19 protein-coding genes are annotated in these 24,478 nt (G+C 72.2%); 9 read left to right on the forward strand and 10 right to left on the reverse strand.

The window, feature by feature from the left end:
- The first annotated feature begins 826 nt into the window (after window positions 1-826).
- The gene (locus tag ACIQNG_RS07590) at window positions 827-1,393 is read left to right on the forward strand and encodes a DJ-1/PfpI family protein (protein WP_401483011.1); all 567 of its coding nucleotides are present in this window, start codon (window positions 827-829) and stop codon (window positions 1,391-1,393) included.
- A gap of 135 nt (window positions 1,394-1,528) precedes the next feature.
- Here ACIQNG_RS07590 and ACIQNG_RS07595 read toward each other — a convergent pair whose 3' ends face one another.
- A complete protein-coding gene (locus ACIQNG_RS07595; protein ID WP_401483012.1) occupies window positions 1,529-2,194 on the reverse strand; it encodes an HAD family hydrolase in 666 nt (221 codons plus the stop codon).
- 256 nt (window positions 2,195-2,450) lie between these two features.
- The gene (locus ACIQNG_RS07600; RefSeq protein ID WP_401483013.1) at window positions 2,451-2,966 is read right to left on the reverse strand and encodes a DUF6912 family protein; all 516 of its coding nucleotides are present in this window, start codon (window positions 2,964-2,966) and stop codon (window positions 2,451-2,453) included.
- A gap of 1,043 nt (window positions 2,967-4,009) precedes the next feature.
- Between ACIQNG_RS07600 and ACIQNG_RS07605 the strand changes: the two genes are divergently transcribed.
- Window positions 4,010-4,282 carry an Rv3235 family protein gene (locus tag ACIQNG_RS07605; protein WP_401483014.1) on the forward strand — a complete coding sequence of 91 codons (273 nt, stop codon included), beginning with the start codon at window positions 4,010-4,012 and terminating at the stop codon, window positions 4,280-4,282.
- Between the two features lie 174 nt (window positions 4,283-4,456).
- Here the strand turns inward: ACIQNG_RS07605 and secA are convergent, their stop codons facing one another.
- A complete protein-coding gene (gene secA / locus ACIQNG_RS07610) occupies window positions 4,457-7,267 on the reverse strand; it encodes a preprotein translocase subunit SecA (RefSeq protein ID WP_401439085.1) in 2,811 nt (936 codons plus the stop codon).
- A gap of 341 nt (window positions 7,268-7,608) precedes the next feature.
- On the opposite strand from secA, the gene ACIQNG_RS07615 reads away from it, so the two are divergent.
- Together ACIQNG_RS07615 and ACIQNG_RS07620 are read left to right on the forward strand one after the other, a co-directional pair.
- On the forward strand, window positions 7,609-8,181 hold the full coding sequence (locus ACIQNG_RS07615) for a GNAT family N-acetyltransferase (protein WP_401439082.1): 573 nt from the start codon (window positions 7,609-7,611) through the stop codon (window positions 8,179-8,181).
- A 95-nt stretch (window positions 8,182-8,276) separates the two neighbouring features.
- Window positions 8,277-9,449, forward strand: coding sequence for a winged helix-turn-helix domain-containing protein (locus ACIQNG_RS07620; protein ID WP_401439079.1), 1,173 nt, complete (start codon window positions 8,277-8,279; stop codon window positions 9,447-9,449).
- Between the two features lie 97 nt (window positions 9,450-9,546).
- On the opposite strand, the gene ACIQNG_RS07625 is transcribed toward ACIQNG_RS07620, so the two are convergent.
- The 7 genes from ACIQNG_RS07625 to mtnA all read right to left on the reverse strand — a co-directional run bounded on the left by ACIQNG_RS07625 (window position 9,547) and on the right by mtnA (window position 18,490).
- Window positions 9,547-10,293, reverse strand: a complete 747-nt coding sequence (locus ACIQNG_RS07625; RefSeq protein WP_401439076.1) for a response regulator — start codon at window positions 10,291-10,293, stop codon at window positions 9,547-9,549.
- 204 nt (window positions 10,294-10,497) lie between these two features.
- Window positions 10,498-11,187: a ribosome hibernation-promoting factor, HPF/YfiA family gene (hpf, locus tag ACIQNG_RS07630; RefSeq protein ID WP_401439074.1), complete on the reverse strand. Its 690-nt coding sequence runs from the start codon at window positions 11,185-11,187 to the stop codon at window positions 10,498-10,500.
- A 316-nt stretch (window positions 11,188-11,503) separates the two neighbouring features.
- Window positions 11,504-12,307, reverse strand: a complete 804-nt coding sequence (locus ACIQNG_RS07635; RefSeq protein ID WP_401483015.1) for a ComF family protein — start codon at window positions 12,305-12,307, stop codon at window positions 11,504-11,506.
- Window positions 12,308-12,512: 205 nt separating this feature from the next.
- The gene (locus ACIQNG_RS07640) at window positions 12,513-14,351 is read right to left on the reverse strand and encodes an LpqB family beta-propeller domain-containing protein (protein ID WP_401439070.1); all 1,839 of its coding nucleotides are present in this window, start codon (window positions 14,349-14,351) and stop codon (window positions 12,513-12,515) included.
- Window positions 14,341-16,398, reverse strand: coding sequence for an MtrAB system histidine kinase MtrB (gene mtrB, locus ACIQNG_RS07645; RefSeq protein ID WP_401483016.1), 2,058 nt, complete (start codon window positions 16,396-16,398; stop codon window positions 14,341-14,343). Before mtrB ends, ACIQNG_RS07640 begins: the two co-directional genes overlap by 11 nt.
- A 1-nt stretch (window position 16,399) precedes the next feature.
- Window positions 16,400-17,089 (reverse strand): two-component system response regulator MtrA, encoded by a 690-nt coding sequence (mtrA, locus tag ACIQNG_RS07650; protein WP_187283109.1) that lies wholly within the window; start codon window positions 17,087-17,089, stop codon window positions 16,400-16,402.
- A 267-nt stretch (window positions 17,090-17,356) separates the two neighbouring features.
- Window positions 17,357-18,490, reverse strand: coding sequence for an S-methyl-5-thioribose-1-phosphate isomerase (mtnA, locus tag ACIQNG_RS07655; protein ID WP_401439064.1), 1,134 nt, complete (start codon window positions 18,488-18,490; stop codon window positions 17,357-17,359).
- 140 nt (window positions 18,491-18,630) lie between these two features.
- Between mtnA and ACIQNG_RS07660 the strand changes: the two genes are divergently transcribed.
- From ACIQNG_RS07660 to ACIQNG_RS07680, 5 genes are read left to right on the forward strand one after another with little or no spacing between them, the layout of a single operon-like run.
- On the forward strand, window positions 18,631-20,085 hold the full coding sequence (locus ACIQNG_RS07660) for a hypothetical protein (RefSeq protein ID WP_401483017.1): 1,455 nt from the start codon (window positions 18,631-18,633) through the stop codon (window positions 20,083-20,085).
- A gap of 4 nt (window positions 20,086-20,089) precedes the next feature.
- Complete coding sequence (locus ACIQNG_RS07665) at window positions 20,090-20,821, forward strand: DUF4129 domain-containing protein (protein WP_401483018.1); 732 nt, start codon at window positions 20,090-20,092, stop codon at window positions 20,819-20,821.
- A complete protein-coding gene (locus ACIQNG_RS07670) occupies window positions 20,818-22,029 on the forward strand; it encodes a DUF4350 domain-containing protein (protein WP_401483019.1) in 1,212 nt (403 codons plus the stop codon). The genes ACIQNG_RS07665 and ACIQNG_RS07670 overlap by 4 nt, the downstream gene beginning before the upstream one ends.
- On the forward strand, window positions 22,029-23,018 hold the full coding sequence (locus ACIQNG_RS07675; RefSeq protein ID WP_401483020.1) for an AAA family ATPase: 990 nt from the start codon (window positions 22,029-22,031) through the stop codon (window positions 23,016-23,018). Before ACIQNG_RS07670 ends, ACIQNG_RS07675 begins: the two co-directional genes overlap by 1 nt.
- The gene (locus tag ACIQNG_RS07680; RefSeq protein ID WP_401439052.1) at window positions 23,018-24,328 is read left to right on the forward strand and encodes a DUF58 domain-containing protein; all 1,311 of its coding nucleotides are present in this window, start codon (window positions 23,018-23,020) and stop codon (window positions 24,326-24,328) included. Before ACIQNG_RS07675 ends, ACIQNG_RS07680 begins: the two co-directional genes overlap by 1 nt.
- Window positions 24,329-24,478 lie beyond the last annotated feature (150 nt).

The following is a 24,478-nucleotide window of genomic DNA, read 5'->3' on the forward strand; positions in this document are numbered from 1 at the left end:
ATTCCCGACGCGCCCGAAGGATGTCCCGAAGGAGGTGACGCCGCTCTGCGCGACGGCACGGCCGGGGAAGTGCCGGGCGCTCCGGAGCGCCCGCGAGGACCAGCGACCGCCACCCGGCCACGGATGTCCTCCGTGTGCCCCGGGCGCGGAGCCGGGGCACCGAGGCCCCCGCGAACTATCGCGCTGATCACGCCACCCAGGCTATCTCCCCTCACCGGCCCCCCGTCATGAGCCGTATGTGTACAAAACCGGGCCTCGAAGTTTGACGTTCTGCACAGAAATGGGGGGTGGGAAGGGGTCCGGACGTGGGCGGGGTACGGCGAATGGAGTAGCGGAGGGGTGGCCGCGTGACTCTCGCCACAGCCCCGCCCCCAGCGCTCCGATCCAGCCACCCGCCGGCCCCGACACCCGCCGCCTCCGCCCGAACACACCGGCCGCCCGGGACCGGAGCACGCCCCCCTCCGGGGGCCTGAGCGACACCTCCCGCCCAGGACCGGAGCGCCTCCCCCGGCGGGGAGCGGAACACACCCCGTGCCCGGAAATCGGCGCGTCCCCTTGGCAAGTCCGGCGCCGCCCGGCACGTTCTCGACAAGACCCACCGATCTGCCCACCCCCGACCGCACCGACCGAGCCGACCGAGCCGACCGAACCAGCCACGCCGCCGACCACACCGACCGAGCTGGGCAGCCCGACCGCACCGCCCGCACCGCCCGCACCGACCGCACCGACCGCACCGACCGAGACCGTCGAACCGGCCAGGTCGGCCGAGCCGCTTCCCGCACCTGATCGAACGCTTGACCCGAAGGCCGATCCATAGGAGCCCCCCATGTCCCCCAAGGTCCTCATCCTCACCGGCGACGCCGCGGAGTCCCTCGAAGTGCTCTACCCCTACCAACGTCTCCTGGAAGAGGGCTACGACGTCCACATCGCCGCCCCCGCCCGCAAGAAGCTCCAGTTCGTCGTCCATGACTTCGAACCCGGCTTCGACACCTACACCGAGAAGCCCGGCTACACCTGGCCCGCCGATCTCGCGTTCTCCGAGGTCGACCCCGGCCAGTACGTCGCCGTCGTCATCCCGGGAGGCCGCGCCCCCGAGTACCTCCGCAACGACCCCGAACTCCGCAAGATCCTCAAGTCGTTCTTCGACGCCGACAAGCCGGTCGCGCAGATCTGCCACGGTCCTCTGATCACCGCCGCGATCGACGGTCTCCGAGGCCGCCGCGTCACCGCGTACCCCGCGCTGGAGATCGACATGCAGTCCGCCGGCGCCACTTTCCAGGACACCGAGGCGGTCGTGGACGGCACCCTCGTCTCCTCCCGCGCCTGGCCCGACCACCCGGCCTGGATGCGGGAGTTCCTGAAGGTGCTCCGCGCGAAGTCCCCGGCAAGCTGAACAGGGCCCGGCCGCCGACGAGCTGAACAGGGTCCGGTCGTCAGCGCGCTGACCAAGGTCGGTCGTCAGCGCGCTGAACGGAGCCCGCGCCGCGCGGTGTGCCCAGCCCGGGGGGGCTGAGCCGAACGACAGACCCTAGGCCGCGAGCCGCTCCGCCTCCGCGACGGCCTCCGCCAGCGTGTCCACCACCGGCACGCCCGTCACCTCCAGGCTCGCTCTGCTGTGCGACCCCCCGGTGTAGAGCACGGCCCGCACCCCCGCGTGCCGTGCCGCCACCGCGTCGTCCGCCGCGTCCCCGATCACCACCGTGCGCCCCGGCACCACATCGGCCAGCGCCGCGAGATGCCGCACCATGTACTCCGCCTTGCTGCCTCCGGAGGGCCCGGTCCGCCCGTCCACCCGTATGAACTGGTCCGCGATCCCGAACCCCTGTACCAGCGGCACCAGTTCCGCGTGCCCGTACATGCTCAGGATCGACTGGCTGCGCCCCGCCGACCGCCACCCGGCCAGCAGCTCCGCCGCCCCGTCGGTCAGCGCGCACATGACCCGGTGCTCGGTGTAGTACCGGTGGAAGATCCCGTCCATGACCTCCCACTCGGCCTCGGTCGGCAGTCTCCCCAGCAGCCGCTCGTAGAACTTCGGCACCGGCACGCAGTACAGCTCCCGGTACTGCTCCAGCGTGATCGGCGCCAGCCCCAGTTCGGCGAAGGCCGCGTTCGTCGCCCCGATGATCGCCTCGTTGTCATGGAACAGCGTGCCGTTCCAGTCCCAGACGATGTGGGCCCCTGTGTGCATCCCCATGCCGAAAAAGTACCCCCCGCCACTGACAACGCCACCGGCGCCAAGGAAAACCCCAGCTCAGCGCGGCCCTCGGGGGGAACACGCAAGACGCACCGGACGCAAACCGCCCGAGACCGGCCCGGGACTGGACGGCCCGGACTGGACCGGATCGGATTGCCCCGGCCTGGATTGCCCCGGACTGGACCGGATCGGCCAGGACTGGACTGGATCGGCCCGAACTGGATCGGACCGGCCCGGATCGGACCAGCCGCCCCGCCTACTCCCCCGCGCCCACCAACTGGGGAATCTCCTGCGTGGCGAACCACAGCAGCTCATGGTCCTCGGCCCCGTCCACCACGAACCGGGCATCGTCGTCCCCCTGGTCCGCGGCCCCCAGCGCGTCCGCCGCGGCGGAGACATCGGCCTCCGCGTCCCCGGCGTCCACATGGACGGCCGCCGCCCTGGCCAGCGCCACGGCCCCGTCGACCCGCACCTCGCCCAGCGCGCCGGGCTCCAGTCCGCGGTCCGGGTCGGCCACCGCCTTGCCGTCCGGCACGTCCACGGCGAGCACGACCCGCCGCCGCACCGCGTCCGGATCGGCCGCGATCAACCGCAGGGAGGCCAGCGCCGCCCGGCTCAGCGCCGCGTACTCAAGTTCCTCGATGTCGTCGGAGAGGTACCACTCGCGCAGCCCGGGTGTCACCGCGTACGCGACGAAGGGCCCGGCACCCAGCTCACCCGTCCTGTACGCCTCGGCGAGACCGGAGAGGGTCAGGGGGACGTAGACGCGCATGGCGGGCCGCTTTCAGGTCGGAAGGGCGAGGGGTTCCAGTGCCCCGGAACAGGCCGGGAACCCGCCGGGACGGCCTCCAGGATACGTGCGGGGGTCCCCTTTCGAGTCCCTCCCCAGCTCCGCGAGACGTCCACTCCACGCCGGAGACTCACCCCCCGCGCCCCCGCCACACCTGGGCACGCGCCCCGACAACCACCCGGACGGGTGAAGATCCCACCCCGTCCCCCGGCTCCGACCCCTACTTGCCGTCGCCGCCTCCACCCCGTACAAGATCCCCAACCGCAAGTTACTGCCCGGTACGAACCACATCGGGCCCGCCGAACGGGGATCCCATGAACAACAAGGTCATGACAAGGGCACACCGCCGCCCCACCCCCGCCCCGCAGAGCCGCACCGCCCCTCAGCCGCCCGCCGCGCCACCCCAGCTCCCCCAGCCGCCCTCCGCACACCCCCGGAGCCACCCCGGCGCCCCTCCCCGGCCCGACCCGGACACCCACCCCCAGAACCACCCCAGCAGCGCCCCACAGCCCCAGCCACATCCCTCCCCCGCCCCACCCCGGCCGACCACCCACCCCGAGGACCACCCCGACACCCCTCCGCGAACCCAGCCCCACACCCACCCCCAGAACCACCCCGGCAGCGCCCCACAGCCCCAGCCACATCCCTCCCCCGCCCCACCCCGGCCGACCACCCACCCCGAGGACCACCCCGACACCCCTCCCCGAACCCAGCCGCACCCCCACCCTCACCCCCAAGGGCACCCGGGGACCCACCCCCAGGGCCAGGCAGGCCCCCGTCCACCGGTCCGCCGCGATTCCCGGCGCCCGGGCGCCACTCCGACCCGCGTCCCCGCCACCAGGCGCCCCCGCGCGGCCACGGACCTCCGCCACCTCACGCCCTCGCCCGCGGCCCCGGTCGTCCCTCACCAGACCCCCCGCAGGCCCCCGGCCGGTCTCCTCCCGCTCCCCTCGGCCGCCCTCCCCACCGACTCCTTCGCGGAACGCCTTCTCGCGGTGCTGAGCGGCCGGCGCCCCGTGCACTTCATGCTGGGCCTCACCGCGGGCCGTGCCTACGACGATCTGACCTGGCTCGCCGAACGCGGCCCCCTGCGCACCCTGCGCGGTGCCCGCCCCGTCGTCCGTGACCTCGGCTGGTACGAGGCCGGTCCCGGCGCCATCGAGGTGTTCGCGCGTATCGAGACCGGCGCCCGTCTGCGCGCGATGGCCTTCCGCCTGGAACGCGGTCGCGACCGCCGCTGGCGCTGCACCGCCATCGAACTCGACGGCCCCCGCCGCCCCCACCCTGCGGCGGACTGACCGCGACCACGGCGCGACACCCGGGCCCGCCCCCTGAGGGCAGACGAAAGGGGCCGGCCCCCACGGGACCGGCCCCTTCGTTCACGACGCCCCAGGCGCCGTCACAGCGTCACAGCGTCAGGGCACCCACGCATCCACCACGCCACGGCACCCCGGCGCCATCACCCCGTCATGTCACTTCTTACGGCGCCGCCCGCCCCGCGCCTGCTTGCGCCGCTCGGCGCGGGTGAGGCCGTCGGCCTCCGAGCGCACCGGCTCGTCGTCGGTGGTGAAGTCGCCCTCGATCGTGCCGCCCTCACCGTCGACGGTCGGCGCGGAGAAGTGCAGGTTCCGCCGCTGCGGGGCGTCCAGCCCCTTCGCGCGGATCTCGGGGCGCGCGCCCGCCTGCGCGGGGACGGCGTCCTGCTTGTCCAGGCTCGGCCTGGCGTCCTCGACGGGGACCTCCTCGACCTGCTGCTCGACCTGGACCTCCAGGTTGAACAGATAGCCGACGGACTCCTCCTTGATGCCCTCCATCATGGCGGTGAACATGTCGAAGCCCTCGCGCTGGTACTCGACCAGCGGGTCCTTCTGGGCCATCGCGCGCAGGCCGATGCCCTCCTGGAGGTAGTCCATCTCGTAGAGGTGCTCACGCCACTTGCGGTCCAGGACGCTGAGCACGACCCGCCGCTCCAGCTCCCGCATGATCTCGGAGCCGAGCTGCTCCTCGCGGGCCTCGTACTGCTGGGTGATGTCGTCCTTGATGGAGTCGGCGATGAACTCGGCCGTCAGCCCGGCCCGGTCACCCGCCTCGTCCTCCAGCTCCTCGACGGTGATCTTCACCGGGTAGAGCTGCTTGAAGGCGCCCCACAGCCGGTCCAGGTCCCAGTCCTCGGCGAAGCCCTCGGCGGTCTCGGCGCCGACATAGGCGTCGATCGTGTCGTCCATGAAGTGCTTGACCTGCTCGTGCAGGTCCTCGCCCTCCAGGACGCGGCGGCGCTCGCCGTAGATGACCTCACGCTGGCGGTTGAGGACCTCGTCGTACTTGAGGACGTTCTTCCGCGTCTCGAAGTTCTGCTGCTCGACCTGCGACTGGGCGGACGCGATCGCGCGCGTGACCATCTTGTTCTCGATGGGCACGTCGTCGGGGACGTTCGCCATCGACATCACCCGCTCGACCATCTGGGCCTTGAACAGCCGCATCAGATCGTCGCCCAGGGAGAGGTAGAAGCGCGACTCGCCGGGGTCGCCCTGACGGCCGGAACGACCGCGGAGCTGGTTGTCGATCCGCCGCGACTCATGCCGCTCGGTGCCCAGCACATACAGTCCGCCGAGGTCCGTGACCTCCTCGAACTCGGCCTGCACCGCCTTCTCGGCCCGCTCCAGGGCGGCGGGCAGCGCGGCGGCCCACTCCTCGATGTGCTCCTCGGGGTCGAGCCCGCGCTGGCGCAGCTCGGCCTCCGCCAGGTCGTCCGGGTTGCCGCCGAGCTTGATGTCCGTACCACGGCCGGCCATGTTGGTCGCCACCGTCACCGAGCCCTTGCGGCCGGCCTGGGCGACGATCTGCGCCTCGCGGTCGTGCTGCTTGGCGTTGAGCACCTCGTGCTGGATCCCGCGCTTGGAGAGCTGCTGCGAGAGGTACTCGGACTTCTCGACCGAGGTGGTGCCGACCAGGATCGGCTGGCCCTGCTCGTGCTTCTCGGCGATGTCGTCCACGACCGCGTCGAACTTCGCGACCTCGGTGCGGTAGATCAGGTCCGACTGGTCCTTGCGGACCATCGGCCGGTTGGTCGGGATGGGGACCACGCCGAGCTTGTAGATCTGGTGGAACTCGGCGGCCTCGGTCATCGCCGTACCGGTCATGCCGGAGAGCTTGTCGTAGAGGCGGAAGAAGTTCTGGAGGGTGATCGTGGCGAGCGTCTGGTTCTCGTCCTTGATCGACACCCCTTCCTTGGCCTCGATCGCCTGGTGCATGCCCTCGTTGTAACGGCGGCCGGCGAGGATACGGCCGGTGTGCTCGTCGACGATCATGACCTCGCCGTCGATGACGACGTAGTCCTTGTCCTTCTTGAACAGTTCCTTCGCCTTGATGGCGTTGTTCAGATAGCCGACGAGCGGGGTGTTCACCGACTCGTAGAGGTTGTCGATGCCCAGCCAGTCCTCGACCTTGCCGACACCGGACTCGTGGATCGCGACGGTGCGCTTCTTCTCGTCGACGTCGTAGTCGCCGGTCTCCTCCAGGCCCTTGAGGGGCTGCCCGGCCTCGCCGCGCTTGAGGCGGCGGACCAGCTTGGCGAAGTCGCCGTACCACTTGGTGGCCTGGTCGGCCGGCCCGGAGATGATCAGCGGCGTACGGGCCTCGTCGATGAGGATCGAGTCGACCTCGTCGACCACCGCGAAATTGTGGCCGCGCTGGACGAGTTCGTCCTTCGACCAGGCCATGTTGTCGCGCAGGTAGTCGAAGCCGAACTCGTTGTTCGTGCCGTATGTGATGTCGCAGTTGTACTGCTCACGGCGCTGGGCCGGGGTCATGTTGGCGAGGATGCAGCCGACCTCCAGACCGAGGAACTTGTGGACGCGGCCCATCATCTCGGAGTCACGCTCGGCCAGGTAGTCGTTCACCGTGATCAGGTGGACGCCCTTGCCGGACAGCGCGTTCAGATAGGTCGGCAGGGTGCCGACCAGGGTCTTGCCCTCACCGGTCTTCATCTCGGCGACATAGCCGAGGTGCAGGGCGGCACCGCCCATGATCTGCACGTCGTAGTGGCGCTGGCCGAGAACGCGCTTGGCGGCCTCGCGCACCGTGGCGAAGGCTTCGGGCAGCAGGTCGTCCAGGCTCTCACCGTCGATGTAGCGCTGCTTGTACTCATCGGTGAGGGCCCGCAGCTCGGCGTCGGAGAGGTCGACGAAGTCCTCTTCGATGGAGTTGACCTGGTCCGCGATGCGGTGCAGCTTGCGCAGGATCTTGCCTTCGCCTGCACGCATGATCTTCGAGAGGACGGACACGGGGGTTGGTCTCCTTGCCGGTCGGGCCTGGGACGGTCGGTTTCCATTGGACGTGACGGAGCAACGGCCATCGTATGCGAGGACCGGCCCGCACCGGGAGGCCCGCAGAACGACGGCGTCACCGTCTTCGGCTTCCGCCCTGGAAGCCGTCGCGGATCAGCGACGCACACGGTTCCGGCTGTGCTCCGGATCCGTCGCCGATCCACCCGTTCACACAGGACAACGGACCGGGTTCGCGGATGGTGCCGGATCACATCGGGCAATTTGGCGAATTGTGATCGAGTGATCACGTACGGCGAAAGCGATGGCGCGTCCTCCGCCCCCGCGCGCAGAATCGGTCGATGCAACCCGTCACGCTCAGCACCGACCGGCTGCGGCTGCGCACGGTCGGCCCGGACGACACCGGCGCGGTCCTCGCCGCGTGCCAGGACCCGGACATCCAGCGCTGGACCACGATCCCGTCCCCGTATCTGCCCGAGCACGCGGAGAACTTCACCGTGCAGGCGGTGCCCGAGGGCTGGTCGACCGGCTCCATGTTCACGTTCGGCGTGTACCTGCCCGACGGCGAGCTGACCGGCATGCTGGGCATCTCCATGCGCTCCCTCGGCGTCGGCGAGATCGGTTTCTGGGCCGTCAAGGCCCACCGGGGCCACGGCTACACCACCGAGGCGGCCCGCGCCGCCGCCCGCTGGGCCTTCGTCCACGCGCGCGTGGACCGGGTCGAGTGGCGTGCGGAGGTCGGCAACCGCGCCTCGCGCGCGGTGGCCGAGAAAGCGGGCTTCACGGTGGAGGGCGTCCTGCGCGCCGGCATGAACAACAACGGCGTACGCCGCGACTGCTGGGTGGGCTCCCTGCTCCCCTCCGACCTGGGCCTGCCCTCCACCGCCCCCTACCTCCCGGCACCCCGCCCGTAGCCCCCGCCCCCGCCTCCACCCGGGCCTGCGGCTCCCCGCGTCGGAAACCTGCAGGTCAGAACGGGTTGTCAGTGCCACCGTCTATCGTGCGGGACATGACGACCCCGCGCCCGACCGCAGAGCTGTCCGCAGCCGATGCCCGCCGTCTCGTCCTGCGCGCGCAGGGGTTCCTGGGCGCCCCGGACCGCAAGGCCGGTGTCCGAGGCGTCCTGCGCCATCTCGGCGCGGTGCAGCTCGACACCATCTCCGTCCTCGCCCGCTCCCACGAACTCGTGCCGTACGCGCGCCTGGGCGCGGTGGGCCGCAAGGAGGTGGAACGGGCCTACTGGAGCGACACCCACGCCTTCGAGTACTGGTCGCACGCGGCCTGCATCCTCCCCATCGAGGAGTGGCCGCACTTCGCGTTCCGCCGCCGCTCCTACCGCAACCGCCCGCACTGGGGCCACGAACTGCCCGACGGCACCTACGAGCAGGTGATCAAGCAGCTCCGCGCGGAGGGCCCGCTCACGGCGACGGACCTCGGCGGCGCCAAGCGCACCAGTGAATGGTGGGACTGGTCGGGCACCAAGGTCGCCGTGGAGCGCGCGTTGATGTACGGCGAGGTGGTGTGCGTGGAGCGGCGCGGCTGGAAGCGGCTCTACGACCTGGCCGAGCGCGCCGTCCCGGACACGCTGCTGCACGACGACCTGGACGACACGGAATGCCTGCGCCGTCTGGTCCGCCTCGCGGGCGAGGCCCTGGGGGTGGGGACGCGCGCGGACATCGCCGACTACCACCGTCTCAAGGGCGAGCAGGTGGACGCGGTGATCGCCGACTCCGGTCTGGTCCCGGTGACGGTGGCGGGCTGGGGAAAGCCGGCCTGGGCGGACCCCGCGGCCCTGGAGAGCGCCCCGCGCGGCCGGCACCGTACGACGCTGCTGTCCCCGTTCGACTCCCTGATCTGGGAACGCGCCCGCACGGAGCGGATCTTCGGCTTCACCCACCGCCTGGAGGCGTACGTCCCCAAGCAGAAGCGGATCCACGGCTACTTCGCGATGCCGGTGCTGGCGGGCGGCCGGATCGTCGGCCGGGTGGACCCGGCCCGCGAGGGCCACACCCTGGTCGCCCGCCAGATCGGCCTCGACGGCCCGAAGGCGGTCCCCGCGGTGGCCGAGGCACTGGTCGAGGCGGCGAGTTGGGTGAACTGCACGGACGTACGGGTGGAGCGCGTCGACCCCCCGGAGCTGCGCGACGCCCTCACGGGGGAACTGGCCGGACGGCTCGGCTGACGAACGGGAGGGGACCGAGCAGGGGCCGGGCAGGGGCCGGACAGGAGCCGGACAGCGCAGATCTGATCAGAACAGGGTCAGGTCAGGTCAGATCAGGTCAGCGGATTTCGAGGATCTTCTCGCGCATCGCGTAGACCACGGCCTCCATCCTGGAGTGCAGCTGGAGCTTCTCCAGGATGTTGCGCACATGGTTCTTCACGGTGTTCTCGGAGATGAACAACTCCTTGGCGATGTCCCGGTTGTTCATCCCGGTGGCGACGAGCTTCAGCACCTCAAGCTCGCGGTCCGTCAGCCGCGGCGCGGGCACCAGCCGCCGCTCGTCCGTGCGCTGGATCATCGACTTGAACTCGGTGAGCAGCTTGGACGCCATGGACGGGCTGATCTGCGACTGGCCGTCGGCCACCGCGCGGATCGCCGTGGCCACCTCGTCCGTCGAGATCTCCTTCAGCAGATATCCCGTCGCGCCCGCCTTGATGGCGTCGTAGAGGTCCGCTTCCTCGTCGCTGATCGTCAGCATGATGATCTTCGCGCTGGGCGCCACCTCCTTGATGGAGGTGCACGCCTCGATCCCGCCGCGCTTGGGCATCCGTACATCCATCAGCACGATGTCGGGCAGTAGGTCGGCCGCCTTGTCGACGGCCTCGGCCCCGTCCCCGGCCTCGCCGACGACCTGGATGTCCTCCTCGGCGGCCAGCACGATCTCCAGGCCCCGCCGGAAGAGGGCATGGTCGTCGACGACCAGGACACGGATCGGCTCCTTGCGTGACGCGCCCGTGTCCGGGCCCGCGGCGGCGCCACCGTCGTCGGCGTCACCTGCCTGCATCGGTCCGAAGCTGTCCGCCATCGTTCCTCCCCCTGAAGGCTGTGGCCTGTGGTTCTGTGCCATCGCCAACCCAAGGCAACGGCCCACCTGTTGAGCCGTTGCGGCCATGATTCCATGCCCGGACGACAACGCGGTGACAGAGCGGGGCGCGAACCGGTCGCACCGGTGCCCCTGGGGGCGCACGCGCACTCCAGGGGCACCGGTCTCACTGTCGCCCGGGGGGGGTCAGCCGCCGAGCGAGCCACCGGCGTCGGAGGAGGGCGCGTGGGTGACCATCGTGTCCGTCCGCACATGGATCACGCCGTAGTCGTAGGCGTGGCGGCGGTAGACGACGCTGGGTTCCTTGGTCTCGGAGTCGACGAACAGGTAGAAGTCGTGCCCGACCAGCTCCATCTCGTAAAGAGCCTGGTCAAGGGACATGGGGGAGGCGACGTGGGTCTTCTCGCGGACGACGAGCGGGCCTTCGCCCTGCACTTCCAGCGAACCGATCCTCTTCGTGGGCACCTCGGGCTCATCCGCCTCGAAGGTTCGGTCGTTGCCGTTGAGCGTCGCCGCGTCCGGGACGTGGTCGGGGACCTCCGCCGCCGTGAGCCGGCGGACACCTCGGCGCGTGTGACGCTTGTCGTGCTCCTTGCGCAGCCGGGCGTCCAGCTTCTCCGCCGCGAGGTCGAGAGCGGCGTACGGGTCGCTGGCCGCGGCCTCCGCCCGGATCACCGGACCACGGGAGCGGAGCGTGATCTCCACTCGGTCGCTGCGGTCGGCCTGTCGGGGGTTGGGCTCCTTGGACACCTCGACGTCGAGGCTGATCACCTTGCCGTCGAGCTTCTGGATCTTCTCCAGCTTCAGCTTCTCGGCCACGTGCTTGCGGAACCGCTCGGGCACCTCGGTCTTGCGGCCCTTGACGACGATGTCCACGCAGAACTCCGTTCCCGGATCACTCCGCTTCGGTGGCGGAGCATCTCCCTTGTGCACCAGGTCCCGGTTGCTCCCGGAACCTCGGACTCGGTGACTTCCACCTCCTCCTCCCCCATGGGCGAGAGTTCCACCCCACCGGCTTCGGATGTTCGCGAAAAACCCGCAGCACGGCATTCGGATATGCGAGGGACGGCCTGCGCCTTTCTCTCACAACCGAACATATCTCGCCCGGACGGATGTCGTCACCCTCTACTGCCGCGTACCCCCGTCCCAGTGAATAGACCCTGTCACTACCTGCAACGATGCAGCTTCACGGTCAGTTCCTGTTCCCTTCGAAAGAATCCGGCGGCGCCGCGACCACAGCCGCGCAGATCATGTTTTCGATCTCTTTCACCACCGCCCTTCCCGTCCCCGTCGGCTGCCCACTCGCACCGCCTCTCATGCGCGCCCCTTCCCGACCGTCCCGAGCGATCTCCCGCACCGCCTCCCGCACCGCCCGAGCCGCCTCCGCCAGCGAGGCGCCCGTCGTCATCACGTCGTCCACCAGCACGACGCGCCCCTCCCCCAGCAGCCCCTCCGCACCGCGCGCCACCGCCAGCGCCCCGGCGAGGTTCTCCAGCCGCTGCGCGGAACCGAGCCCCGCCTGATCGGCCACCGGCCGGCGCTGCCGCAGCACCGCGAGCACCCGCGCCGCCACCCCGGTCCGCCGCAGCTCACCGGCAGCCGCCAGCGCGATCCGCCGCGCCGGATCATGCCCCCGCGCCCGCACCGCTCCGCGCGCCGACGGCACGGGCACCAGCAGCACGGCCGAACCCGGCGCACCGCAACCCGCCGGCCCCGCCCGCACCGCGCCCGCCAGAGCCGCGCCCAGGGGTCCGGCGAGCGCCAGCACACCCCGTTCCTTGTGCGCCAGCAGCGCGGCCCGCACCGCGTCCTCGTAGGGCCCCGCCGCGCACACCGGCGGCAGCCCGTCCGGCTCCGGCACCGGACGCACCCGCCCCGGTCCTGCACCCGTCAGCGCGGCCCGGCACCGCGCGCACAGCACCGTACGAGCCGCCCCGCAGCCCCCGCACTCGGCCGGCAGCACCAGGTCGGCGATCTCCTGCCACCACCCCCGCATGTCCACCACTGTGCCCGCGCCCCGACACCCCCGCCACCCCTGTGGACAACCACCTGTGGACAACTCCACGAGCCCACGACCAAACGGAAACAAACCGGCCAAACGGCCAAACAACCGGGCGACCGGGCGACCGGGCGACCGACCACGGATCACCCGGCACCACCCCTGGTCACCCCGGTCACCCTGGATGGACCGGATAGACCGGTCACCCCGGATAGACCGGCGACGACCCCTTCTTGACCACCTTCTGCCACTGCGCCCCCGTGGCCATCCGCACGATCCCGTCCTCCGACGAGTACGCCACCAGCGGCATGTGCTCGTCCTCGGACGCCGCGATGCTCTCCACACCGGTCAGCGCGTCGGGGGCCGCCGCCTCCGGGGTGGAGCCGTCGACCTGGACGTACGACATCTGCTGGACGCCGTCCTGTTCGCGTCCGACCACGACGAGCCGGCTGTCGCCCGCCCACGACGCCGTGGTGATCTGCGACAGCTGAGGTGTCGCGGAACGCAGTCCCCGCACCATCACGGACGGCTGCTCCCCGGACCGCACGTCCCGCTCGATCCGCCCGATGAGCAGCGACTGCCGGTTGTCCTTCTCCACGACCAGCGCGATCCGCACCCCGTCGGCGGCCACCCGCACGGAGTCGATCCGTCCGTCGAGGGCCGGTGTCGCCACCTCGACCGGCTCGCCCTCACCGTCCTGGAACATCAGCAGCCGCTCGTTGCCCGGATCCCGGTCGGCCACCCACAGATCGCCGTACGTGTCCCAGCTCGGCGCGGTGAGCCGGTCGGCCTCGGTCTTGCCCTGACTGGCCACGAGCGGTTCGCCCAAGGTCGGCTGACTCGCGGTCAGGGGAGCGACGTAGAGCCCCTTCCCGTCGAAGCCGACCCCGGCCGCCGTCTCCTCGTCGCGCGCGACGGCCGCCGAGCGCAGCGCGCGCCCGCCCTCGCCCAGCCCGCCCGGGACGGGATTCGCGAGGGTCTCCTTGCTGCCGGCCGCCATCCGCACCAGCCGGTGCTCGCCGTCGAGGAAGTACAGATACTCGGGCTGGTCGACCGACCCGCGCGAGGCGACCGCCTGCGCGCCCTCCTCGTGGAGCGTGCACAACTGCCGGTCGCCCGCCTGCAGTTCGATCCGGTCCACGGCAGGCGTCAGGCTGCCCAGCGTGAACAGCAGCTGAGCGGCCATCTCATTGCACTTGGTCAGACCGACCCCGGCCGCCTTGTCGTTGAGCGGCACGGTGAGCTTGTTCTGGTCGTCGGGCGTCAGCGAGGTGACGCCCTTCTGCAGTGCCGTACCGGTCGGGAAGCTCGACCGGACCACCTGGTCCAGCCAGATCGTGGGCCCGGCCAGCAGCGAGCCCACCATCTGCGTCATGGGGTCGACCCGGCGCCGTACGTACACCGGATCCGCGACGGCGGCGGGCTGCGTGCCCGCCTCGGCGACGACGTCGGAGGCGAAGTAGTACTTGTTCACGGACATGTAGTTGCGCTGGAAGTCCGACCGGCCCATGACGACGCCCTGCGGCAGCCCGTCGATACGCCACTGGCCGCTCTTCTCGTCCTTGATGAGATGCACCTGGCGCGCGTAGTCACCGCGCGCGGGCGCGTACGACAACTGGTCGTCCACCAGGGCGACCCGGCTGCCGGTCAGGGTGAAGGAGTAGTCCGTGCCGCCCTCCCGCCCGCCCGACGGATCGGCCGTGGTCGCCGGACCGTCCGCGAGGACCGTGGTGGACGCCTCGGGCCGCCACTGCCGCGCGGCCTCCTTGGTGAGATACAGCTTCGCCGTCTCGTAGTGCGGGTCGTCGCTGGTCAGGGCCTCCAGAAAGCCCTGCACGATGTCCGGTGGCGTCGCGTCCTCGCGCGGCGGCACGGCGAACACCCGCACCTGGGTGTCCTGCCGCGGCGTGGACTCCACCCCGCGCAGATCCCCGTGGTCCGGCATCGTGGCGCATCCCGCCAGCAGGACGACTCCCCCGGCGGCGTACGCCACGGCGCGCGCGGGCCTGCGCCAGGCGCCCCCCTCACGGTCAGCGCCCACGCGTCCCCTCCCCTTGCCGGTCCGGCTCCGCCGCCGCACCGCGCGCCCCCGCGGAAGCGCCCCTGTCGTCCGTCAGCTCCCCGGCGCCCCCGCCGTCGTGCGGCCGTGCGCCTCCGCCCGGGCGGGGCACCACGCGCGCGCCGTTGCCCGGCAGTGCCGTCGGATCGGCGGTGGGGGCCGCGGCGGCCGGTCGGGATATCGCCGATCTCTCCCCGGTGGGCTGGACCGGCACGGTGGCGGTTTTCTCGCCCCCGCGCGCGGGAGAGGCATCGTCCACCCCACGATGACGCCGGGAGTCCTTGGGCTCCAGCGGTATCGGGGAGCCCCGCAGCGGCTCGTCCGCCGTCCGGGGCAGCGTCAGCCGGAACTGCGAGCCGCCCCCCGGCTCGCCCCACGCCTGGAGCCAGCCGCCGTGCAGCCGCGCGTCCTCCAGCGCGATGGACAGGCCGAGTCCCGTGCCCCCGGTGGTACGCGCGCGGGCCGGGTCCGCCCGCCAGAAGCGGCTGAAGACACGGGACGCCTCGCCGGGCTTGAGGCCCACCCCGTAGTCCCGTACGGCGACCGCGACCGCGCCGCCCGCGACGGCCAGCTTGACGACGACGTCCCTGCCCTCGCCGTGCTCGACGGCGTTGACGACGAGATTGCGCAGCACCCGCTCCACCCGGCGCGCGTCGGCCTCCGCCACCACCGGCTGCTGATCGCCCAGCACCCGTATGTGCGTGCCCTTGCGCTCCGCGAGCGGCTCGGCCCCGCTGACGACCCGCCGGACCACCTCGCGCAGGTCTATCGGCTCGGCCTCCAGCGCGGCGGCGCCCGCGTCGAACCGGCTGATCTCCAGCAGGTCCGCGAGCAGCGACTCGAAGCGGTCGAGCTGGTCGGCGAGGAGTTCCGCGGACCGCGCGGTGATCGGGTCGAAGTCCTCGCGCGCCTCGTGGATGACATCGGCGGCCATCCGGACCGTGGTCAGCGGGGTGCGCAGCTCGTGCGACACGTCGGAGACGAACCGCCGCTGCATCCGCGACAGCTCCTCCAGCTGCTGGATCTTCAGCTGGAGGTTCTGCGCCATCTTGTTGAACGCCTCGCCCAGACGGGCGATGTCGTCCTCGCCGGTGACCTTCATCCGTTCCTGGAGGCGCCCGGCGGAGAGCCGCTCGGCGATCCCGGCCGCCATCCGCACCGGTGTGACGACCTGCCGCACCACCAGCCAGGCGATGGCCCCCAGCAGGACGACGACGAACAGCCCGGCGGTCGCCAGCGTGCCCTTGACCAGGCTCAGCGACTTCTCCTCCTGCGTGAGCGGGAAGAGGTAGTACAGCTGGTACGGGTCACCGTTGGGGTCGTTGACCTCCTTGCCGATGACCAGCGCGGGCTGGGCGCCCTTGTCGACGCCGCTGTAGACGATGCGGCTGTAGCTCTGCGAGGCGGCCGTACTGGTGTTCACCCGGGTACGCAGTTCCTCGGGGACGCTCTTGTTGGGGTCGACGCCTCCGGAGGCGCGCGGACCGCGCCCGTTGCCGCTCTCGTCACCGACGGGCAGCGTCACCACGTCGAAGGCGCCGGCACCGCCGCTGGACAGCGAGGAGACAAGGTCGCTCATCCACTGGATGACGTTCTGCGCGGGCCTGCCGTCGACCGCGCCCGGGTCCTCGCCCGGCGCGGTGGTGGCCTCGTCGGCCCGCTGCTTGGCCACGGCGAACCCGCCGGTGGCCTGGCTCTGCGAGGCCCTCACCTTGGCCTCCAGCAGTCCGTTGCGCACCTGCCCGATCACCACGAAGCCGAGGAGCAGCACCACACCCAGCGACATCAGCAGGGTGGTGACGACCACCTTGAGCTGGATGTTGCGCCGCCACAGCCGCATCACCGGCAGCAGCGGCCGACGCACCCAGCGCATGAAGAGCCGCAGCACCGGGCTGCCCTGGACCCCGCCCTGGAGCAGCCCGCTGTCCAGGACGCGGCCCCAGCGGGAGCCCGCCGCCTTCCGGCCGACAGGCCGCTCCGCGCGGGCCCCGGACCTCCCGGGCGCCGAAGCGGCACTGTCCCCGGACATGTCAGCTCGGCCCGGCCTTGTAACCGACGCCACGGACGGTCACCACGATCTCCGGCCGCTCCGGGTCCTTCTCGACCTTGGAACGCAGCCGCTGCACGTGCACATTCACCAGCCGGGTGTCCGCGGCGTGCCGGTAGCCCCAGACCTGCTCCAGGAGCACCTCACGGGTGAACACCTGCCACGGCTTACGGGCCAGCGCGACCAGCAGATCGAACTCCAGCGGCGTCAGCGCGATGGACTGCCCGTCCCGCTTCACGGAGTGCCCGGCGACATCGATCACCAGGTCCCCTATGGCGAGCTGCTCCGGCGCGGGCTCCTCGGAGCGGCGCAGCCGGGCCCGGATCCGCGCCACCAGCTCCTTCGGCTTGAACGGCTTGACGATGTAGTCGTCGGCCCCGGACTCCAGGCCGACCACGACATCGACGGTGTCGCTCTTCGCCGTGAGCATCACGATCGGCACCCCGGACTCCGCCCTGATCAGGCGGCACACCTCGATCCCGTCGCGCCCCGGCAGCATCAGGTCGAGCAGCACAAGGTCGGGCTTGGCCTCCCTGAAAGCGGCCAGCGCCTTGTCGCCGTCGGCTACGAAAGACGGTTCAAAACCTTCACCACGCAGCACAATGCCGAGCATCTCGGCCAGTGCGGTGTCGTCGTCGACGACAAGGACTCGTCCCTTCATAAACGACATCATCCCATTCTCATAACGGTGGCGAAGGTGCAGGTGAGACACGTCACTGCCTCGTGACCATAGCCGTACCGCGCGGTCACTGTCTGCCCCCGTCCACAGCCACCGGCTTCAGCGGCCCCCACGGCGCGATCCAGCCCACCGCCCGGCCCCGCACCCGGGCCGCCCTCCGATTCACTCCGGCGAACCACCGACCGGCCCCCTGCCACCCGGCGCACCACCCCCCGACGGCCCTGACATCCCCCCGCTTTCTCCCCTCACCAGGTCACCGCGTCACACCCTCCCGGCCCGCGCGCACATCTCCCCGAGCCCCTCCCCGGTCACCGGCGAGACGACCCCCTCCTCGGTCACGATCGCCGTCACCAGCTCCGGCGGCGTCACATCGAACGCCGGGTTGTACGCCTGCGTCCCCAGCGGCGCCACCACGATCCCGCCCCCGGCCGCCGCCAGCGCCGCCTGGGGTGCGACCACCTCCGTCACCTCGAACCCCGGGCGCTGCTCCACCTCGATCGACGCCCCGTCCGGGGTGCCCGGGTCGACCGTCGTCACCGGCGCCACCACGATGAACGGCACATGGTGGTACCGCGCGAGCACGGCGAGCGGATAGCTGCCCACCTTGTTCGCCACCGACCCGTCGGCCGCGATCCGGTCCGCCCCAATCAGCACCGCGTCCACCTCCCCGGCCGAGAACAGCGACCCGGCCGCGTTGTCGGTGAGCAGCGTGTACGCCATCCCGGTGCGCGCCGCCTCGTACGCCGTGAGCCGGGCGCCCTGCAACAGCGGGCGGGTCTCGTCCACCCACAGCCGCCGCAACCGCCCCGCACGATGCGCGGCCAGCGCCACCGCGAACGCCGTGCCCTCACCCCCCGACACCAGCGACCCGGTGTTGCAGTGCGTGAGGATCCGGTGCCCGCCCGCGGGCAGCAGCTCGTCCAGCAGCGCCAGCCCGTGCGCGGCCATGCGGGCGCTCGCCTCGGCGTCCTCCCGGTGCAGGGTGCGCGCCGCGGCCAGCGCCGCCTCGGCCGCCCGCCGGGCGTCACCGGTGCCGACGAGCGCGGCCCGGTGCGCGGCACGGGCCCGCTGCACGCCCAGCGACAGGTTCACGGCGGTGGGCCGGGCGCCCGCCAGCGCGATCGCGGCCTCCTCCACGTCGAACCCGCGCGCGGCGGCGAGCGCGACCCCGTAGGCCCCGGCGATACCGAGCAGCGGCGCCCCGCGCACGGCGAGCGACCGGATCGCCTCCACCAGTGCGGGCGCGTCCGTGCAGACCAGCTCGACCTCCTCGGCCGGCAGTCTCGTCTGGTCGAGGAGGACCAGCACGGGACCCTCGGGTGGCTCGTCCCAGCGGATCGCCGGTATCTCGGTGGGCCGGTTGTCCTCGCCGGATTGCGCGTACTGATCAGCCATGCGGTCAGTGTGCCCCGTGCACCACGGACAATTGAAGGCGCGCACCCCCCACCTCGGCCCGACCCCCGACCATCGCCCCATGGCACGATGAGGGCCAGCCTGCCGCCGCGACCGCGGACGGGCACCGTGAAGGAGCGACGATGAACGACACTCCGGGCTGGGCCTCGCCCGGATCCGCCCCGTCCGACGGCCCCTCCCCCGGCACGTCCGGCCCCACCGAGCCGGCCGACCGGCCCGTCCCCCCGCCCGCCGGAGAACCCTCGTCCGAACGGCAGCAGAGCCCTGCCCGGACGCCCGAGCCGAACGACCGCCCCGGCGCGGACCAGGGCGGCACGGGCCCACAGGACGCCCACCCGAAGTGGTCCAAGGAGCAGCCGCCCCCGGCCCAGTGGTCGGCGCCCACCGGCCCGCAGCAGCCCGGCCAGGCCCCACCGCCCCCGCCGCCCGGCACCGGCTGGGGCACCCCGCCCCCGAACGTCCCCGGCGGCTGGACAGGCCCAGGCGACGGCTACGGCGCCCCGCACGGCGGCCACCACGCCCCGGGCGGCCCCGGCGGCTACGGCCAGGGCCCCTACGGCCCCGGCGGCTGGGGCACCCCCTGGGGCGGCCCCCCGCCCGCCGCCAAGCCCGGCGTGATACCCCTGCGCCCGGTCGGGGTCGGCGAGATACTCGACGGCGCCGTCTCCACCATGCGCACCTACTGGCGCACGGTCCTCGGCATCTCCCTCACCGTCGCCGTCCTCACCCAGATCCTCGTCGTCGTGCTCCAGGGCACCGTCCTGGACGACCTCACCGACAGCTCCGCCCTGGACGACCCGAGCGCCACCACCGGCGAACTGACCCGCGCCCTGGGCGAAGCCCTCGCGGGCAACTTCGTCCTCTTCCTCGTCTCGCTGATCGGCACGATCGCCGCGACCGCCCTGCTGACCACCGTCACCAGCCGCGCGGTCCTCGGCAAACCCGTCACCACCGCCGAGGCGTGGCGCGACGCCCGCCCCCAGACGCTGAAGCTGTTCGGCCTGATCTTCCTGCTGATGCTCATCGCCGTCGGCATCGTCGGCCTCGGCACCGTGCCCAGCATCGTCGTCGCCGCCATGGACGGGAACGGCGCCCTCATCGCCCTCTCCACCCTCATGATCATCGGCGCCGCCGTGGTCGCGCTGTTCGTGATGATCCGCTTCTCCCTCGCCCCGCCCGCGCTGATGCTGGAGAAGCAGGGCATCCTCAAGGCGATGCGCCGGTCCGCGAGGCTCGTACGCGGCTCCTGGTGGCGGGTCTTCGGCATCCTGCTGCTCGCCATGATCATCACCTACGTCATCGCGATGATCATCGCCGTCCCGTTCGCCCTGTTCGCCAGCCTGGCCGACGGCGACGGCATCGGTTCGATCATCGACGGCACCAGCGACTTCGGCTGGACCTTCCTCATCGTCAGCGGCATCGGCTCGGTGATCGGCTCCACCATCACCCTCCCGATCATGGCCGGCGTCACCGTGCTCCTCTACATCGACCAGCGCATCCGCCGCGAGGCCCTCGACCTCGACCTGGCCCGCGCCGCCGGTGTCCAGAGCCCCGCCGACACCGCCCCCAGGAGCTGATGCGGTGAGTCCGGCGGGGGGATGGACCACAGCGCTGCCCGCGCGCCTGCGCGGCACCGACGAGCCGCCGCTCACCGTCCCGCGCGACCCCGCGCGGGAGGCGGCCGAACGCGAGCTGTCCGAAGGCGCGTACCACCAGAACGACCCCGGCCTGTTCGAACGCGCCCTGGACAAGTTCTGGGAGTGGCTGGACGGCCTGTTCGGAGCCGCGGCGACCGCCACACCCGGCGGCGTCATCGGCCTCATCGCCGTCCTCCTGGTCGTCGCCGCCGTCCTGGGCGCCCTCTGGTGGCGCCTGGGCACCCCCCGCCGCCGTCCCACGTCCTCGGCGGCCCTGTTCGAGGACCGCCCCCGCAGCGCCGCCGACCACCGCGCCGCCGCCGACGCGCACGCAGCCCAGGGCCACTGGAGCCAAGCCGTCCAGGAACGCATGCGCGCCGTCGTCCGCTCCCTGGAGGAACGCGCCCTGCTCGACGTCCGCCCCGGCCGCACCGCCGACGAGGCCGCCGCCGAAGCGGGCCGCGCCCTGCCCTCCCACAGCGACCGACTGCGCGCCGCCGCCCGCGACTTCGACGCCGTCACATACGGCGGCCGGGCCGCCACCGAGCCGTCGTACTGGCGCATCACCGAACTCGACGACGACCTCGACCGCACCAAACCCCAGCTCACCACCGCCAGCACCAGCACCAGCACCGACAGCGCGGACCGCAACAGCCGCCAGGGAGCCGCCGGATGACCACCGAGGCCACCCTCCCCGCCACCACGGCCTCGCCCACCTCGGCCTCGCCCACCCCCCGACAGCTCTGGACCCGCGGCCGGGGCATCGCCCTCGCCGTCGCCCTCCTCATCGCGGGCGCCCTCGCCATCGCGCTGGTCCAGTCCAGCGCCCATCACGGCGCCCTCGACCCGCGCTCCGCCGACCCCGGGGGCAGCCGCGCCGTCGCCGAACTCCTCGCCGAACGCGGGGTCACCTCGCGCGTGGTCACCACCCTGGACGAGGCCCGCGCCGCCACCGGCCCCGACACCACGCTCCTGGTCGCCACCCCCGACCGGCTGACCCCCACCCAGCAGTCCCGCCTCCACGAGGCCACCACCGGCTCCGGCGGCCGTACGGTCCTCGTCGCCGCCGGCTCCCCCTCCGTCGACCGCCTCGCCCCCGGCGTGTACGTCGACCCCGTCACCAGCTTCGACACCACGCTCGACCCCGGCTGCGCGCTCCCCGACGCCCGCCGCGCCGGCGCCGCCGACACCGGCGGACTGCGCTACTCCACCACCCAGGCCGACGCCGACGCCTGCTACCCCAGCGAGCGCCTGGCCACACTCCTGCGCCTCCCCGGCTCCTCCGGCGGCGACACCGTCCTGCTCGGCGCCCCCGACATCCTCCTCAACGACCGTCTGGACCAGCAGGGCAATGCCTCCCTCGCCCTCCAACTCCTCGGCTCGCGCCCCCATGTGACCTGGTACCTCCCCTCGCTCTCCGACAGCACCGCCACCGGATCCGGCGACGACGAACAGAGCTTCGTCGAACTGCTCCCCTCCGGCTGGCTCTGGGGCACCCTGCAACTCTTCGTCGCCGCGGCCCTGGCCGCCCTCTGGCGGGCACGCCGACTCGGCCCCCTCGTACCGGAAAAACTCCCCGTCGCGATCCGCGCCTCCGAAACCGTCGAAGGCCGCGCCCGCCTCTACCGCAAGGCGAACGCCCGCGACCGCGCCGCGGCGGCTCTTCGCTCCACCACCCGCACGCGCCTCGCCCCCCTCGTAGGTCTCCCCGTCGCCCGGGCGCACACGCCCGAAGCCCTGCTGCCCGCCCTGTCCACCCGCCTCCACGGCGACGGCCAGGACCTGCACACCCTCCTCTTCGGACCGCCCCCGGGCGACGACGCAGCACTCATCGCACTCGCCGACCGACTCGACGCCCTCGAAAGTGAGGTACGCCGTCCATGATGGACCCGACCACTGACAACGCCGGGCCGAGCGCGGGCGCGGACACCGCCCGCGCCTCCCTCGAAGCCCTGCGCGCCGAGATCGCCAAGGCCGTGGTCGGCCAGGATCCCGCGGTGACCGGCCTCGTCGTCGCCCTGCTCTGCCGCGGCCACGTCCTGCTCGAAGGCGTCCCCGGAGTCGCCAAGACCCTGCTGGTCCGCGCCCTGGCCGCCGCCCTGGAACTCGACACCAAGCGCGTCCAGTTCACCCCCGACCTCATGCCGAGCGACGTCACCGGCTCCCTCGTCTACGACGCCCGCACCGCCGAGTTCTCCTTCCAGCCCGGCCCGGTCTTCACCAACCTGCTCCTCGCCGACGAGATCAACCGCACGCCCCCCAAGACCCAGTCGTCCCTCCTGGAAGCCATGGAGGAGCGCCAGGTCACCGTCGACGGCACACCGCGCCCGCTGCCGGACCCGTTCCTGGTCGCCGCCACCCAGAACCCCGTCGAGTACGAGGGCACCTACCCCCTCCCCGAAGCCCAGCTCGACCGCTTCCTCCTCAAACTCACCATCCCCCTCCCCACCCGCCAGGACGAGATCGACGTCCTGACGCGACACGCCGACGGCTTCAACCCCCGCGACCTCGCCGCCGCCGGCCTGCGCCCTGTGGCGGGCCCCGCCGCCCTGGAAGCGGCCCGCGCGGCGGTCGCCAAAACCACGGTCTCCCCCGAGATCACGGCCTACGTCGTCGACATCTGCCGTGCCACCCGCGAGTCACCGTCCCTCACCCTCGGCGCCTCCCCGCGCGGAGCGACGGCGCTGCTGGCCACCTCACGCGCGTGGGCCTGGCTCACCGGCCGCGACTACGTCATTCCCGACGACGTCAAGGCCCTCGCCCTGCCCACCCTGCGACACCGTGTGCAACTGCGCCCGGAGGCCGAGATGGAGGGCGTGACCGCCGACTCCGTCATCACCGCGATCCTCGCCCAGGTCCCGGTCCCCCGCTGATGGCCTTCACCGGACGCGCCGCGCTCCTCGCGGCCCTCGGCTCCGTGCCCGTCGGCCTCTGGGACCCCGGCTGGACCACCCTCCTGGCCGTCAACGCCCCCCTGGCCCTGGCCTGCGCCTGCGATGTCGCCCTGGCGGCCCCTGTACGCCGTCTGGGCCTGTCCCGCTCGGGCGACACCACCGCCCGCCTCGGCGAGTCCGCGGACGTCACCCTGACGGTCACCAACCCGTCCCGCCGCCCCCTGCGCGCCCACCTCCGCGACGCCTGGCCCCCCAGCAGTTGGCAGCCCGGCACCGAGACAGCCGCCTCCCGCCACCGCCTGACGGTCCCCCCGGGCGAACGCCGCCGTGTCACGACGCGGCTACGCCCCACCCGCCGAGGCGACCGGCACACCGACCGCGTCACGATCCGCTCCTACGGCCCCCTCGGCCTCTTCGCCCGCCAGGGCACCCACAACGTCCCCTGGACCGTCCGCGTCCTGCCCCCCTTCACCAGCCGCAAGCACCTTCCCTCGAAGCTGGCCCGTCTGCGCGAACTCGACGGCCGCACCAGCGTCCTCACCCGAGGCGAGGGCACCGAATTCGACAGCCTGCGCGAGTACGTCCCCGGCGACGACACCCGTTCCATCGACTGGCGCGCGACAGCCCGCCAGACCACGGTCGCCGTACGCACCTGGCGGCCCGAGCGCGACCGCCACATCCTGCTGGTCCTCGACACCGGCCGCACGTCCGCCGGCCGGGTCGGCGACGCCCCCCGTCTGGATGCCGCGATGGACGCGGCCCTCCTCCTGGCGGCCCTCGCTTCCCGCGCGGGCGACCGCGTCGACCTGCTCGCCTACGACCGCCGCGTCCGTACCCTCGTCCAGGGCCGAGCCGCCGGCGATCTCCTCCCGTCCCTGGTCAACGCCATGGCCACGCTGGAACCCGAGCTGGTCGAGACGGACGCCCGCGGCCTCACCGCCACAGCCCTGCGGACGGCTCCCCGCCGCTCCCTGATCGTCCTTCTGACGACCTTGGACGCGGCCCCGGTCGAGGAGGGCCTCCTCCCCGTCCTCCCGCAGCTCACCCAGCGCCACACCGTCCTGGTGGCCTCGGTCGCCGACCCTCACGTCGCCGACATGGCCAAGGCCCGCGGTGACGTCGACGCCGTCTACGAGGCCGCCGCGGCGGCCCAGTCGCAGAGCGAACGCCAGCGCGTCTCGGAACAGCTCCGCCGCCAGGGCGTCACCATTGTGGACGCGACCCCTGAGGATCTGGCTCCGGCACTGGCGGACGCGTATCTGGCCCTGAAGGCAGCGGGCCGCCTGTAAAAGCGAAGGGCCCCGAAAGGGGCCCGAGGAAAGAGCCCGGGAAAGAGGGGCCCTGAACGCAGAAAACCCCCGCACCGTCAGGTGCGGGGGTTCCCCCAATAATTGTTCGGCGGCGTCCTACTCTCCCACAGGGTCCCCCCTGCAGTACCA

The sequence above is a fragment of the Streptomyces sp. NPDC091377 genome, from assembly GCF_044757045.1.
In the GTDB taxonomy this organism is placed as follows: Bacteria; Actinomycetota; Actinomycetes; order Streptomycetales; family Streptomycetaceae; genus Streptomyces.

Bases quoted from the DNA above. Each gene is read 5' to 3' on its own strand.
- ACIQNG_RS07590 (WP_401483011.1), top strand. From the start codon at position 827: ATGTCCCCCAAGGTCCTCATCCTCACCGGCGACGCCGCGGAGTCCCTC.
- ACIQNG_RS07595 (WP_401483012.1), bottom strand. From the start codon at position 2,194: ATGGGGATGCACACAGGGGCCCACATCGTCTGGGACTGGAACGGCACG.
- ACIQNG_RS07600 (WP_401483013.1), bottom strand. From the start codon at position 2,966: ATGCGCGTCTACGTCCCCCTGACCCTCTCCGGTCTCGCCGAGGCGTAC.
- ACIQNG_RS07605 (WP_401483014.1), top strand. From the start codon at position 4,010: ATGCTGGGCCTCACCGCGGGCCGTGCCTACGACGATCTGACCTGGCTC.
- ACIQNG_RS07615 (WP_401439082.1), top strand. From the start codon at position 7,609: ATGCAACCCGTCACGCTCAGCACCGACCGGCTGCGGCTGCGCACGGTC.
- ACIQNG_RS07620 (WP_401439079.1), top strand. From the start codon at position 8,277: ATGACGACCCCGCGCCCGACCGCAGAGCTGTCCGCAGCCGATGCCCGC.
- ACIQNG_RS07625 (WP_401439076.1), bottom strand. From the start codon at position 10,293: ATGGCGGACAGCTTCGGACCGATGCAGGCAGGTGACGCCGACGACGGT.
- ACIQNG_RS07635 (WP_401483015.1), bottom strand. From the start codon at position 12,307: ATGCGGGGGTGGTGGCAGGAGATCGCCGACCTGGTGCTGCCGGCCGAG.
- mtrB (WP_401483016.1), bottom strand. From the start codon at position 16,398: ATGTCCGGGGACAGTGCCGCTTCGGCGCCCGGGAGGTCCGGGGCCCGC.
- mtrA (WP_187283109.1), bottom strand. From the start codon at position 17,089: ATGATGTCGTTTATGAAGGGACGAGTCCTTGTCGTCGACGACGACACC.
- mtnA (WP_401439064.1), bottom strand. From the start codon at position 18,490: ATGGCTGATCAGTACGCGCAATCCGGCGAGGACAACCGGCCCACCGAG.
- ACIQNG_RS07660 (WP_401483017.1), top strand. From the start codon at position 18,631: ATGAACGACACTCCGGGCTGGGCCTCGCCCGGATCCGCCCCGTCCGAC.
- ACIQNG_RS07670 (WP_401483019.1), top strand. From the start codon at position 20,818: ATGACCACCGAGGCCACCCTCCCCGCCACCACGGCCTCGCCCACCTCG.
- ACIQNG_RS07675 (WP_401483020.1), top strand. From the start codon at position 22,029: ATGGACCCGACCACTGACAACGCCGGGCCGAGCGCGGGCGCGGACACC.
- ACIQNG_RS07680 (WP_401439052.1), top strand. From the start codon at position 23,018: ATGGCCTTCACCGGACGCGCCGCGCTCCTCGCGGCCCTCGGCTCCGTG.